At 63.6% G+C, this 13,916-nt stretch carries 11 protein-coding genes; 1 reads left to right on the top strand and 10 read right to left on the bottom strand.

The genetic code is table 11. The annotated features are described in order from the left end of the window. Positions 1-25 precede the first annotated feature (25 nt). The 6 genes from Q9293_RS09750 to Q9293_RS09725 all read right to left on the bottom strand — a co-directional run bounded on the left by Q9293_RS09750 (position 26) and on the right by Q9293_RS09725 (position 8,258). Positions 26-961, bottom strand: coding sequence for a hypothetical protein (locus Q9293_RS09750; protein WP_306245891.1), 936 nt, complete (start codon positions 959-961; stop codon positions 26-28). A 28-nt stretch (positions 962-989) separates the two neighbouring features. Beyond that, entirely contained in the window at positions 990-1,988 is a 999-nt protein-coding gene (gene nadE / locus Q9293_RS09745; RefSeq protein WP_306245889.1) for an NAD(+) synthase, read from the bottom strand. Next, positions 1,985-3,973, bottom strand: a complete 1,989-nt coding sequence (gene asnB, locus Q9293_RS09740; RefSeq protein ID WP_306245887.1) for an asparagine synthase (glutamine-hydrolyzing) — start codon at positions 3,971-3,973, stop codon at positions 1,985-1,987. Before asnB ends, nadE begins: the two co-directional genes overlap by 4 nt. A gap of 270 nt (positions 3,974-4,243) precedes the next feature. Further along, positions 4,244-5,761: a class I adenylate-forming enzyme family protein gene (locus Q9293_RS09735; protein ID WP_306245885.1), complete on the bottom strand. Its 1,518-nt coding sequence runs from the start codon at positions 5,759-5,761 to the stop codon at positions 4,244-4,246. Between the two features lie 12 nt (positions 5,762-5,773). Beyond that, a complete protein-coding gene (locus tag Q9293_RS09730) occupies positions 5,774-6,043 on the bottom strand; it encodes an acyl carrier protein (RefSeq protein ID WP_306245883.1) in 270 nt (89 codons plus the stop codon). Between the two features lie 154 nt (positions 6,044-6,197). Then, complete coding sequence (locus tag Q9293_RS09725) at positions 6,198-8,258, bottom strand: nucleoside-diphosphate sugar epimerase/dehydratase (RefSeq protein WP_306245881.1); 2,061 nt, start codon at positions 8,256-8,258, stop codon at positions 6,198-6,200. Between the two features lie 332 nt (positions 8,259-8,590). On the opposite strand from Q9293_RS09725, the gene Q9293_RS09720 reads away from it, so the two are divergent. Continuing rightward, positions 8,591-9,388: an RNA methyltransferase gene (locus Q9293_RS09720; protein WP_306245878.1), complete on the top strand. Its 798-nt coding sequence runs from the start codon at positions 8,591-8,593 to the stop codon at positions 9,386-9,388. Here Q9293_RS09720 and mtnA read toward each other — a convergent pair. The 4 genes from mtnA to Q9293_RS09700 form a co-directional block, all read right to left on the bottom strand. Next, entirely contained in the window at positions 9,385-10,374 is a 990-nt protein-coding gene (gene mtnA / locus Q9293_RS09715; protein WP_306245876.1) for an S-methyl-5-thioribose-1-phosphate isomerase, read from the bottom strand. The genes Q9293_RS09720 and mtnA overlap by 4 nt on opposite strands. Before the next feature lie 93 nt (positions 10,375-10,467). After that, positions 10,468-11,118, bottom strand: a complete 651-nt coding sequence (locus tag Q9293_RS09710) for a class II aldolase/adducin family protein (RefSeq protein ID WP_306245874.1) — start codon at positions 11,116-11,118, stop codon at positions 10,468-10,470. 7 nt (positions 11,119-11,125) lie between these two features. Continuing rightward, positions 11,126-11,524, bottom strand: coding sequence for an MmcQ/YjbR family DNA-binding protein (locus Q9293_RS09705; protein ID WP_306245872.1), 399 nt, complete (start codon positions 11,522-11,524; stop codon positions 11,126-11,128). 111 nt (positions 11,525-11,635) lie between these two features. Further along, complete coding sequence (locus Q9293_RS09700) at positions 11,636-13,672, bottom strand: SPFH domain-containing protein (RefSeq protein WP_306245870.1); 2,037 nt, start codon at positions 13,670-13,672, stop codon at positions 11,636-11,638. Between the last annotated feature and the right edge of the window lie 244 nt (positions 13,673-13,916).

Here is a 13,916-nt window from a genome sequence, read left to right as displayed (position 1 = left end):
GGCTTGATGCTGAAATGACCGGGCCTCATCGGCCCGTGAGGCTGGAATGGTCAGCTCGCCCCTCGATCACGTCCACAATCCGCTGGCCGAGAAGAGGAGCGACTTGGACCGCGAAGGTTTTGGCTGGATGAGGGTTGTTTGGCCCGTGGGCGTTCTCCGGGCGGAGGAAGAGTCCTCCATGGGTCTCCAGCTCCCGGAAATCCCAGAGGAAGAGGTTGTCGCCCTTTTCATCCCAGGTCTCCTTCACCCAGGAGGCGAATTGCCGCGCCCGTTCCGCCTCCTCCGGGGTGGTTCCGGATTCCGTCAGCGCCGGGCCGGTCCACAGGATGAAGCGGATTTGCGGGAATTGCCGCATCCGGGTCTTGAGCGCTTCGTACTGCAGCTTGTAGTTGGCCAAGGTCTGTTTCGGCGAGGAGACGCTGGGGGCCCCCTCCTCGGGCTGCACACGGCTGACCGGGAAGCAGTGCTTGAAGACGATCACATCGTAGGAGCGGGCCAGGTCGTCGAGGTTGAGCTCGGACCGGTCGCGGTTCTCGCCCTGGTGGGCTACCCACAGGTTCCAGTAGTCATAGGGCTGGTTGTCCCAGGGATAGTGGTTCTTGATCAGGACGTTGAAGACCCGGGCGGGCAGCAGCTTTCGAAGCGAGGTATGCCCTCCGGTGGCGCTGGGGTAGGGCAGTTCGGTGATGCGGTAGTCCGTTCCGTGGGTCGCGTTCCAGGACTGGATGAACTGGGGCAGTCCGCTCTCCCACACGATGCCGCCCGTGCTGTGGTGCAGGAAGGCGATGCGCACGGGTTTGGGGGAGGGCTGCATGGCGTGCTCCTTGGAGGTCACCGAGGCCGAGGAGGCGCTTCGGGAGCAGGAGGTGGAAAAAGGGACCGTCATCGCCAGCAGGCCCAGCAGCAGCGCGAGCGCAGAGCCAAACATCGGCTGGCGGGGGAATCGGCGACCCACTGGCATCAGGCGGCTCCTTCGTTCAGAGGTGGCTTCAGCGAACCGCCTGGATGGGGTGGCCGAGCGCGGTCATATCCAGGGGCGGCGTGCGCAGGTAGTGGGTGGTCCTTGTCTTGCGGGTGAAATCCTCGAAGGCATTGCGCACTTGGGCCGGGGTCATGTCCAGGGCGGCGGCGGTCTCTTCAGCGGAGATCTTGTTTTCCTGGGCGTACCAGAGCATGTCCATGACATCGAAGGGAAGACGGAAGAAGAACTCCTCCTGGGTGGCCGGAGCGCTGTAGGTGTCCGAGGTGGGGGGCCGCTTCTGGATGACCTCGGGCACGCCCAGGTATCGGGCCAGCTGGTAGACCTGCGTCTTGTAGAGGTGGACGATGGGCTTCAGGTCGACGCCGCCATCGCCGTATTTCACGAAGAAGCCCTGGTCGTGCTCGTTCTTGTTGGGCGTCCCGATGACGGCGAAGTTCCGCAGCTCTGCGTGGTAGTAGAGCATCGCCGTGCGGGTGCGCTGTTTGAAGTTGGAAGCGGCCACGATCTGGGCGAATTCCGCGGGCGGCAGGCGCAGGCTCTTCTCCTCGCCCTCCGGCGTCACGATGGTGAGGGAGTAGACGTTCAGCGTGCCCTCGTCCAGGAGGCCCGGAGGCAGAACGATCTTCGCGAGGTAGCCCTTCTTGGGGTCGTACTCGGGGAAGATCCTGGCGATGGCTTCATCCCGGCGCTCATAGCAGCGGTAGCCATCCAGGGCGCCGGTGATGACTTCCAGGATGGGCGTGGTTCCGTAATGCGCGGCCAGCATGCGCGCCAATTCCTCCGAGGCCGGATCGGAATCCTTTTCGGGCAGCAGCAGGGGGATCACCCGGTCGGGGCCGAAGGCTTTGACGCAGAGGGCGAGGCACACGGAGGAATCGATGCCGCCGCTGATGCCCAGCACCGCTCCCGTGCGGTGGAGGCCCCGCATGTTCTCCCGCATCCACTTCACGATGCGATCAGTCTCCGCTGCCGCGTCGATGTCGAGAACGCGCTTGGTCAAGGTCATGGCAGCACTCCGTGGGATGTCTCATGGCCGCGGACGACCTTGACGTGGTCGGAGCCGCTGAGGGTGGGCGAAAGCTTGAAAGAGGAGAGGAACTGCCGGTCCATCAGCTGGGTGGAGATGATGCCGGCCAGGGCCATGTCGTCGGTTTCGCTGAGGGCGAGGCCTTGTTTCAGCTTGGCCACCAGCTGGCCCACGGCCTGAGGCTTGAAGAAGCCCGAAGCCTTGAGCGCCGAAGGGGAAAGCAGCTCCTCGAGGTAGTCCGCAGGCGTGTCGTTGAAGAAGGCCCGGTGGATGGGAGCCCGGAAGGGCTGCTTGGGCCGGTCCGTGATGTCGGCGGGCAGCCATTCCCGGCTGACTTCCTTCAGCAGGTGCTTCTCCGTCAATCCCTTCAGCTTGAGCGAGGGAGGCAGGTGGTTGCAGAACTCCACCACCCGGTAATCCAGGAAGGGGAACCGTCCCTCCACCGAGTGGCCCATGGCCACACGATCACTCTGGGAGGAGAGCAGGTACTGCGAGAGGAAGACGTTGATCTCCAGATACTGCGCCTGGTGGAGCGGATCCCAGGCATCAAACCCGCTCGGCAGGCTGGGTGACAGGTGCTGCTGGCCTTCCCGAAGGGTCTGTTGCAGCTCGTCGCTGAAAAAGCGCTTCGCTCGGGCCGTGGTGCGCCAGCGGATCTGGTGGGAGTAATCCGGTGCCTGCGTATCACCGAGCCCCATGCCGAAGAAGGACTTCACATAGTTGCCCCGGGACAGATCCGCCAGCCAGGGGTAGATCTTGTTGAAGAGGCCGGGGCGGAACTCCGAATCGGGACGGGCCGCCCAGAACCGGCGGATCTTCGCCTCCTTGAAGATGTCGTACCCGGCCAGGAATTCGTCAGCGCCTTCACCCGTGAGAACCACCTTGAAGCCCTTTTCCCGCACCAAACCCGACAGCAGGAACATGGGCGCCGGGGAGGTGCGCATGATGGGGGTTTCGGTGTGCCAGATCACTTCAGGGAACACGCGGCCGATATCCGCATGGGTGGCGTACACCACATGGTGATCCGTGCCCAGCGCCTGGGCCATGCGGCTCTGATAGCTGCTTTCGTCAAAGGCGGGATCGGTGAAGGAGATGGAGAAGGTCTCCAGGGGATTGGAGGTGAAGTTCCGGATGATGGCCGTGATGGTGGAGGAATCGAGGCCACCACTGAGGTAGGCGCCCACGGGCACATCGGCCCGCAGGCGGAGCCGCGTGGCGTCAATGAGAAGCTCTCGGAATTCCTCGGCGTAGGACTGCTTGGAGCGGAGCGCGAAGTCACCCTCCTCCGGAAAGCTGAGCTCCCAGTAGGGCTTGACGGTGATGCGGCCTTCCTTCACGAGCATCCAGTGCCCCGCGGGAACTTCCTTGATGCCCCGGAAGAAGGAACGGGGAGAGAGCGGGCTCCAGACCGTGAAAATCTGGTCGAGGGCCACGGGGTCCGCAGCGGCGGTGACGCCAGGGGCGGCGAGGATCGCCTTGATCTCCGAACCGAAGATCAGGGCGCCATCCTTGATGGTGTAGAAGATGGGCCGGACGCCCAGTCGATCGCGGGCCATGAAGAGGCTGCGGTTGCGCGTGTCCCAGATGGCGATGGCGAACTGGCCGTTGAAGCGGGAGAGGCAGTCCGGGCCATACTCCTCGTAGGCGTGAAGGACCGTTTCCGTGTCGCAGTTGGTGGTGTAGCGATGCCCCAGCCGCTCCAGTTCCTCGCGCAATTCCGGGTGGTTGAAGATCTCGCCGTTGAAGACGATCCAGAGCGTGCCGTCCTCGTTGGAGATGGGCTGCTGACCGCTGCTCAGATCGACAATGCTGAGGCGGGCATTGCCCAGGCCCACCGAGTCGTCCAGGTAGATGCCGAACTGCTCAGGCCCGCGGTGGCGGATCATGCCGAGCATCTGGCGGAGGGTGGCTTCCTCCACCCGCCGCGCGCCACCCAGGTCGCAGATGCCAACGATGCCGCACATTAGAAGGCTCTCCAAGCAATGGGTGGGGGCTGCACTGGGGCGCCAGCCGAGGGAGGCAAGGAAGGCGACGAAGGCCTTGGTGGTTCCAAGGACGAGGAGCCTGACGCAGCATTTCGACGGCTGCCGCCCCAGCCCGGAGGGTTGATGGCAAAGGGCTCCCATCCTGCGTCACCGGGCTTGAACGGTGTGCCCGCACCGCCCGGCGCCCACTTCCTTGCCTGGAAACCCTTTGTCATCAATGCAGCCCCTATCGATTGCTTGGAGAGCCTTCTAAGTCAGACCAAGTTTGCTGATCTTCCCCGAAGAGGTCATGGGCAGCTCCGTGCGGAACTCGACGTATTTGGGCACCATGAAATCCTCCAGCCGAGCCCGGCAATGGGCGATCACCTCGGCTTCGGTCAGCGGATTGCCGTTGGCGACGATGAAGGCTTTCACCACTTCCCCGGCGGTGGCATCAGGAACGCCAATCACCACGGCCGTGACGCCCGGCAGCTGGTGCAGCACGTTCTCCACTTCCTTGGGAGCCACCTTCTCACCGCGGCATTTGATGATGTCGTCCTTGCGGCTGATGAAGTAGAAATAGCCTTCCTCATCCTGCCGGAACAGGTCGCCTGAATAGCACAACCGCTCGCCGGGAAGGGGGCCGGGGCGGTAGCGCTTGGCGGTGGCTTCGGGGGCTTCCCAGTAGCCGCGCATGACGTGGCGTCCCCGCACCACCAGCTCGCCGGTTTCGCCGGGGCCCAGGCGGCGGCCCGATTCATCCTCGATCCAGGCCTCGGTGCCGGGAATGGGAATGCCCACGGAACCTGGGCGGACGCTCAGCTGGTCCGGTGGAAGGTAGAGGGTGCGCTTGGTCTCCGTGAGGCCATACATCGAGTAGAGGGTCACACCGGGGAAGGCCGCCTGTATTTCAAGGATTTTGTTCGGCGAGAGCGCCGCGGCGGTGTTGGTGATGTAGCGCAGGCTGGAGAGGTCGAAGGTGCTCAGATCCAGCTGGAGCAGCATGGCGAACACGGTGGGCACACCAGGGAAGCCCGTGGGCCGTTCCTCCTGGATGCGCTGGAGGATCGCCGCCGGGTACATGAAGGTGCGTTCCAGCACCAGCGTTGCGCCGGCCTTGAAGGTCATCAGAAGCTGGTAGAGCCCGTAGTCGAAGGAGAGCGGCAGGACGCTGAGGACGATGTCTTCGGCCCTGCTTTCCAGGTAGGTCATGATGGAGCTGCTGGCGAAATCCACGTTGCTGTGGTCGCTCATCACGCCCTTGGGTTCGCCGGTGCTTCCGGACGTGTAGATGAGGCAGGCCAGATCCAGGTCGATGTTGACGATGGGCAGGGGCGTCGCTGGCGATTGAGCCTGGATGTCCGCGTAGGACCGGATTCGGGGATCGGCAGGGGCCGACTTGGGCCCACTCACCACCACCTGGGCAAGAGATGGAACTGCGCTCAGCAGATCATCCGCATTTCCCAGACGGCCATCCATGAGCAGCGCCTTGGCGCGGCAGTTGTTCAGGATGTAGGTCAGCTTGTCCGGCTTGGTCGAAGCGTTGATGAAGACGAAGGCGGCGCCAGCCTTGAGGATGGCGAAGATGCCGACCACGGCTTCCACGGAGTTGTGGAGGTGGATGGCCACCCGGTCGCCGCGCCGGACGCCGCCCTGCACCAGGGCATGGCCCAGGCGGTTGGACATGGCGTCCAGTTCCGCATAGGTGAAACGCTTCTCGCCACACACCAGCGCCGTCTTCTGGGGGAACTGGCTGGCCGAGCGAATCAGGAATTCATGGACGAGCATCCAGGGGCCTCGTCAGGAAGCTTCGGCCAGCTTGCGGGTGATGAAGGCGCTCAGCCTGGCCACGGAGTCGAAGTTGGTGGGCAGCAGTTCGTGGTCGGCCACGGAAATGCCGAACTTCTTCTCGACGAAGGAGACAAGTTCGATGATCCCCAGCGAATCGATGATGCCCTCTTCCAGGAAGGATGCGTCATCGCTGTATTGGAACCCCTGATCGCTGAAGAGGAAGTTCTTCGCGATGTAGTCATGGATCTCAGGAGTAATGGAATGGACATCCAAAGCCATTTGGATCACCTCGGTGTGATTTCGGTGGGTGGGGGGAACCCTGGAAGGGGATGCAGCTGTTGGTAATATACCGGCGAATGGGTGTTGCTTTGAACTGGATAAAACAGTTGATGCTACCAGATCGCAGTGGAGGCGACCCATAGAACTGTTCGGCTCAGGGTTGCGCCTGGGCCAAGGGAGGCGTGGGGCGCAAGACGACGATTTTCGGCGCCGGGGCCACCAGCGGTGCCCCGACTGCCTTCACGGCCAGGTACTTGCCCAATCCATTGGGAGAAGGTGCATAGGCGGGCACCAGTTCCATGAAGGTTTGGACGAAGGCGGTTTGACGCAGATCCTCGGGAAGATCCATGGCTTCCTTCAGGGCGCTGAGGGCCCGGTCAAGCACCGCCCGGTTTCTGGGCTCCGGGGAGGCCTCAAAGACTTTGGAATGGACTTCCGATTGGCGATGTTCCTTGTCGGTGAAGAGTTCCTCGAACAGCTTCTCGCCAGGTCGGATGCCGGAGAACTGAATGTCGATGTCAAAGCCTGGGGTCAGGCCCGAGAGTCGCGCCATGTCAGCGGCCAAATCCACAATGCGGACCGGCTCACCCATGTCGAGCACGAAAACCTGGCCGGTGCGGCCCAGGAGGCCGGCCTGCAGGACCAGCTGGCTGGCCTCGGGGATCGTCATGAAATACCGGGTCATCTCGGGGTGAGTGACCGTGATCGGGCCGCCCTGGCGGATTTGCTCGTGGAAGAGCGGAATCACGCTCCCCCGGCTGCCCAACACGTTCCCGAAGCGGACGCTCATGTAGCGGCCATCCCCCAGTTCGCTTTCGGCGGCCCTGAGGACCAGGAATTCAGCCACGCGCTTGGTGACACCCAGAACGCTGGTGGGGTTCACGGCCTTGTCGGTGGAAATGTTCACGAATTTCCGGGTGCCTACGGATTTGGCGGCATTCAGCACGTTCAAGGTGCCGAAGATGTTGTTCTCGATGCCTTCTTCCGGGTGGTTTTCCAGATAGGGCACATGCTTGTGCGCGGCAGCATGGAAGACAAAGGCAGGCCTCCAGGCTTCAAACACCTGCTGCAGGCGGAGGGCGTTCCGGATGTCGCAAAGCTCGACCTCCAGCGCCAATTCCGGATGGAGTCGCCGGATCTCCCGTTCCACGCCCCAGAGACTGTTCTCGCCGCGGCCCAGGAGGATGAGGCGGGAGGGGCCGAAATGGGCCACTTGCCGCGCCAGCTCACTGCCGATGGAACCCCCGGCACCGGTGATGAGCACCACGGAATCCGTCAGGGCCTGCTGGATGGAGCCCAGGTCCAGCTGGATGGGCTCCCGGCGGAGCAGGTCTTCGATGGCGATGTCTCGCAGTTCCGGCTTCCACGCCTCCTTGCCCAGGAGGTCCTGCATGCTGGGCAGCGTCTTCACCCGAACACCTTCGCCCTGGAGGGCCTTGGCCAGTTCGCGGATTCTGGAGCCGGGAGCGCTGGGGATGGCCAGGATCACCTGGCTGGCCTGGGCTTCCTTGATGAAGGTAGGCAGCATGCCGCAGGGCCCCAGGACCGGCACACCATGAATGCGGACGCCCTGCTTTTCGAGGGCATCATCCAGGAAGCCGACCACGTGGCTTCTCAGTTTCGGATTCGACTGGAGTTCCTGGCACAACCGTGAACCGGCTTGGCCGGCGCCCACGATGAGGGTGCGCAGGGCCAGGTCATTGGCCAAGGAGCGTCCTCCGCGGGGAGCTTTCCGCCGGTCCACGGTGGGGCGGTGGGGGTTCTGCTTCTGAAAGCGGCGCTTGAAGAGCTCAGCAGAGGCCGCGCGCAGCACGACCCAGGTCAAGGTGGTGAGCAGGCTGGCCGCCAGCGCGACCTCAGGGTGAGCCACCCCGATCTTGAAATAAACCGTGGTCACGTAACAAGCAAGGGCTACGGCGACCATCACCATCATGCTCATCAGGAGCGACCGGAGCTCCACGAATCCCACCAGCCGGTAGTGCTGGCGCGTGTGCTGAAAGGTGGCGTTCACGGCCATCGCGAAGGAAACCCAGATCAGGAGCGGCAGCAGCCGGGGGAATTCAAAATGCACCAGACTGGTGGCGGCCACCCAGGCGATGCCGGCAGCAGCGGCATCCAGGAAGAGTTTGACCGCTTGGCGGACCGCTGGCCGCGAGCTGATCTGAAGCGCGAGCGTTTGGACTCGCTGGGGGATGGATTCACGTTCGGGAGGCATGGATGGCTCCAGACGGCAGGTCATCAATGGTGCGGGGGGTGTTCGGAAGCGCTAGGTAATGGCTCAGAGCAGATGGCACTGGGTGGAAATAACAGATTGCTATGAGCGATTTGGGTGTCAAGAAATGTTAGTAAAATTAATATGTTAAATACTGGTACAAACCTTTCTTTCTTTATTAACACGGTTAATACATGATCAGAACACCGGTGAAGTCCTTTGTTTGTGGCCCCATGGAATCGGATCGCCTGCGAAGGGTGGGGCATCGGCTGCGGCATGCCTCGCCTCCGCCTCTGGTTTCCGCCAACTCCAACGCTCGGGGCTACCCTGGACCCATGAGCACTTTTGATCCCTGGGACCCTTATCGCGACCTCCGTTTTGCCGGGACCAGGCAACACCCCGAACATGGCACGTGCTTCATTGCCGAGGGGCGCATCCTGGTCGAGGATCTGCTGGAAGCGGCGCGAAGAGGGGAGGTGCGTCTCATCTCCGTGGCGGCAACCACGTCGGCCGCGGCAGCCCTGCGAGACCGCCTCCCGGCGGGGGTGGACCTTCTGACGGCGGACGCCGGGGCTCTTTCCGAGTTGGCCGGGTTTCCCTTTCACCGGGGCCTTATGGCCTGTGCCCAGGTGCCACCACCACCCGCTGAATCCAAACTCCAAGAGGCTCGCCGACTCCTGGTTCTGCCCCGCCTTTACGACAGCGAAAACCTGGGCCTTCTGCTCAGAAGTGCTGCGGCCTTGGGTTTGGAAGGTGTGCTGGCTGGTCCGGGGCCGGGCCAGTGGACCCGTCGCACCGTGCGGGTCTCCATGGGCGCTGTGTGGCGCATTCCCGTGTGGAGGGCGGAGGATCCCTGGGCGCTGCTCGCGGGCTGGAAGGCCGCAGAAGCGGGTTCTGAAATCATCGCCGCAGCCCTGGATGCCAGCGCCGAGGATGCCAGGACCTGGCGACCGGCCTCCCGCTGCGCGCTGGTCATGGGTCCCGAAGACCTGGGGCTTGATGCCGAGCAGATCGCGGGTTGCGACCGCACCGTGGCCATCCCCATGGCCTCAGGCATGGACAGCCTCAACGTGGCTGCCGCCGGGGCCATCTTGATGTTTCGGATGATGGAGGGGGCGGCAGCCGGTTTCTAAGCCCGAAGCAGGGCCCCAGCCTTGAGCGCCTGTGCCGTGTACACCCCACGATCCAGGATGAGGCTGGTGACCAGATCCACGGGAGTGACATCAAAACTGGGATTCCAGGCGGGCATGCCGTCAGGGGCCCAGCGGATGGTGCCAAACCCGCGAACCTCCTCCGGATTCCGTTCTTCAATGGGAATTGCGGCGCCGTCAGGACAGGCCAGGTCCACGGTGGAGAAGGGAGCCACGGGATGGAAGGGCACACCGTGGAAGCGCGCCTGCACCGCCACCCCGTAGGTGCCCACCTTGTTCGCGAAATCGCCGTTGGCGGCCACTCGGTCTGAGCCCACCAGCACGCGTTGGATCCGCCCATCGCGCAGGAGAAGAGCCGCCATGCTGTCGGTGATGAGGGTGGCGGGAATGCCGAGGCGTTTGAGCTCCCAGGCCGTGAGGCGGCCACCTTGGAGGAGGGGCCGTGTTTCATCGGCGTACACATGGATGCGTTTCCCCTGCTCGTGGGCGCGGCGGATGACGCCCAGGGCTGTGCCGATGCCTGCCGTGGCAAGGCCGCCCGTGTTGCAGTGGGTGAGGATCCCCTCACCATCCTGGATCAGGGCGGCACCGTGAAGCGCCATGCCCTCACAAAGACGCACATCCTCCTCGAAGATGGCCTGGGCTTCGGCCACGGGATCGGTGACATTCTTCATGCGATCCATGGCCCACATCAGGTTCACCGCCGTGGGTCGTGCCGCGCGCAGAGCGGCACAGGCAGCTGCATATTCGACGGCGCCTGCGCCCCGCTGGGCGAAGGTGGCCAGGCAGGCCGCAGCAGCTACGCCGATGAGGGGGGCGCCGCGCACGGCCAACCGCTTGATAAGCGCGACCATGGCTTCCGGCTCGCTGCCATCCAGCCACACCTCTGCATCGGGGAGCTGGGTCTGGTCCAGCACCCAGAGGGTGCGGCCATCGTGCTTCAGGCCGAGGGATTCGAAGGGATTCATAAGAACTTTTTCTCCACAGATTTCACAGATTCACACAGATTTCTGCAGCTTTGGAATCTGTGTCAGGTGCGGAATCTGTGGACCTGCTTTCTTTCAGATGATCCTCGGACCCTGCTTGGCCCGCAGCGCCCGCAGTTCCGCGAGGTCAGAGGCGGGCAGAGGCTTGGCACCGCCCAGGGTTTCCGCTTTCCAGAGGATGTCGGCGATCTGCTCCAGCCGCTCCATGCCACCGGCCGCTTCGTTCATGTGTTCGCCCCAACAAAGGCCGCCGTGGCGCGCCAGAATCATCAGGCGATGGGCGGGCAGGTAGGGCCGGAGATTGCCACCCATGGCCTCGGTGCCGGGAATGGCCATGGGCACGATGGGAATGCGGCCAGCCGCGAGGATCACTTCGGGCAGGCCATCCGAAGGCAACTCCCCCAGCTCAGGCCTGGCAAGGGACCAGGCGATGGCCGTGGGAGGATGGGCGTGGACGAGGGCCTTGGCTTCCGGCACGGTCTGGTAGACCGCGAGGTGCATGGCCCGCTCGCTGCTGGGACGGCCCGAGACGATGGTTCCATCCAGCTGGAGGTAGGCCAAATCCTCGAGATTCACCTGGGCCTTGGGCACGCCACTCGGGGTCATGGCGATGAGGCCGTTGGGCAGTCGCACCGACAAGTTGCCATCCGAGGCTGCCAGCAGACCTCCCGCATGGAGGCGGCGGCAGGCGTCGAGAAGATTGCGAAGAGGTTCCTGAGTATCCATGGTGGGATTATGGCCGCTTCCGGACTGATTCCGGGGTGGCTCCTGCCTTCCAGCTTGTGATGACTTTTTTCGCGGCGACGGCGCAGAAACTCTCTTCCATCCAGTCCAGTAGCATCGGCAAGGGAAGGGGGTCGTTGGGGACGAGGGACGCGGTGATCCAGCCACTCTTGCCAAGCCCATAGCCGGTGGGTTGAGCGAAGGGCATCAAGAGCGCCAGGCCTCTGGATTCGGGCAGTTTCACCGTGATGCGAAGCTGGCCCTCTCCCTCGGACATGAAAAGGAAGACCTTGTCCCGGACCTTGAAGGCACTCTCACCCCACGGGTGATCCTCCCGTGTTTCGGGAAAGCTGAGGGCAGCTTTTCTGATGTGTTTGATGGCCTTCGCGAAGGAAGCAACAGCAGGCATGGCCTCAGGGTAGGGCGGCGCCCCCCATCCCACAACCTGGATAGATGGCGGGGAAACACCCATACATGAACAGGGGCGGCTTGCGCCGCCCCTGCAAGCGTCAAGCAACGGTTATTTCGTCATGTTCTGGCGCAGCGCGGCTTTGAGGGCCTCCGCTTCGGGGTTGGCTGGTGTGGTGGTGGCGACTCCCGCCAGCTGCCCGGCCTTTTCGCTCAGCAGGAGGCCCAGCAGGCTCTCGATGAGGCTGCCGCCACCCTGGGCGCCGCCGCCCATGTGGATCTTGGGGACCACATCCACCTGGGACTTCTCGATGGCCTCGGCAAAGCGGCTCATGACCTGCTGCACCAGCTGGAACTGCGGGCCGCCGTAGGCGCGGACCTGCTCCTCAATGGCCATGGCCTGGGCGATGCCCACGCGGGCGGCCTGCTCGGCCTGGGCTTCGGCCATGACCTTGATGCGCTTGGCCTCGCCTTCGCCCATGAGGCGCACCTTCTCGGCTTCGGCGCCAGCCAGGGTTTGGATCTGGGCGGCCTGCTGCTGGGCCTTGGCGTAGTCGGCCTTGCCCTGGTTGCTCTGCACTTCGATGCTGATGGCCGATTCAGTCAGCGCCGTCTGCTGCTTGGCCTTGGCCTCGGCTTCGCGAAGCTCCCGTTCCTTGGCGGCGGCGTTCTGCTGGCGGCCGTAGGTCTCCACCTGCTCGTCGGCGATCTGGCGGCTGCGGAGCTGGGTGAGGATCTGCTCGATCTGGCCGCCCTGGGCACCGCTGCTGGGGGTGCCGATGAGCACTTCCTGGAGCTCCAGGTTGTACTGGGCGAACTTCTCCTTCATCTGGACGCCGCTCTGCTCCTGGATGGCGCTGCGGTCCTGGATGAGCTGGATGAGGGTGCGCGTCTGGCCGATGTTCTTGAAATAGGCGCTGACCATGGGATCGAGCGTCTGTTCCACCAGCTTCTTGATGTCGCCGAAGCGCTGGATGACCAGGGGCGCCTTCCGGTAGTCGATGTGCACCACCACCGAGAGGGGCAGGCTGGGCTCGAAGGCATCCTTGGTGATAAGGCTCACCTCTGCCAGGTTCTCGTCGAACTTGTGGCTGCCCACCTCGCCCTTGGTCCACTTGAGGATGAAGTTGGTGGTGGGCACCATGAGCACCTTGCCTGCGTAGGTGTTGAAGGCGTACTTGCCCGGCAGCAGGGGCTCGCTCCACACGCCGCGCGTGCCCTTGGTGACCAGCTCGCCGTGGCGGTATTCCTGGCCGCTGATGTCGGCGCCCACGGCGCCGGTGTAACTCACCACCACGCCCACGGTGCCCACTTCCACCACGGTTTTCGGAATCAGTTCCACCGTCGCGAAGAGGCGGTTGATGTAGTAGGTGCCTTCCACCAGCACCTGGTACTGGCGCCCGCGCTGCCCACCGGCCACGAGGAACTTGTCCGCGTCCTGGAAGTTGTTGTGATAAGTCGCTGCCTGGTGCGGATCCTCGCCCACGGTGGAGGCGATGATCTCGCCGCTGGCCAGGCTGGGGCCGTCGTGCACGGTGACGATGCCCACGGCGTCATCGGCACCGCGGATGATGACGGGCCGCCAACCGGCGCGTTCGGCGATGATGGCGCTCATCTTCTGGAAGGTTTCCAGCTCGCTCTTGTCGAGGGGCAGGTAGTAGAGCTGATCCTCGGTGAGGACCACGAACTGAGCCAGGTTGATGGCGTAGATGCCCTCGCGCAGGATCTGGCGCTGGGGGCCCTTCTGGCCGCCGTTCTGCAGGAAGGCCACCACATCCTGAAAGTCAGATCCGCGCTGGTTGCTGGCCAGGGCCTGCGTGGGAGGCAGGTCCTTGCCGTCACGGGCGAAGATGTAGCCGATCTTGCCCTGGGGGATGGTCACCAGCGGCATCTTGTGGATGCGGTATTGGAAGGGCGTGAGGAAGTGCCAGCCGCCGCGCAGAAGCTGGGGCTGGAAGCCGGCCTCGCCGCCCAGGGCGATGAGGCCGGTCTTCACCGAGCCCTTGCCGCTGATGAGTTTTTCGACAATGCCCACGCGGTTGTTGGGGATGTAGCGGATCCACTTGCTCAGGAGCACCAGCGCAAAGGCGGTGCCTAGGAGGGCCAGAAGCGTCAGGCCGGGGTGGACAGAGAACCAGGTGAGGTCCATGAGGACTCCAGGGGACGGGTTTCGGAAAGTGTACCGAACCAAGGCGCCGTCCCGCCCTGGATTCGGGGTTCTTCCGTGGTCTGGCGCCCCGGCTTGGAATCAAGCGGGCGACTGGGATCCAACGGGGAAAGAACCATATGAAGGCGAAGAAAATAGTCCGAATTGAAATGGGCGCCGTGACGGGCATCACCAAACGGAAAAATTGGGCGGAGGTTCGTTTGGGATAAATCGATCTTCGTTTTAT

The sequence above is a fragment of the Geothrix sp. PMB-07 genome (assembly GCF_030758935.1).
Classification (GTDB): Bacteria; Acidobacteriota; Holophagae; order Holophagales; family Holophagaceae; genus Geothrix.
This window is presented reverse-complemented; position numbering and strand designations above follow the sequence as displayed.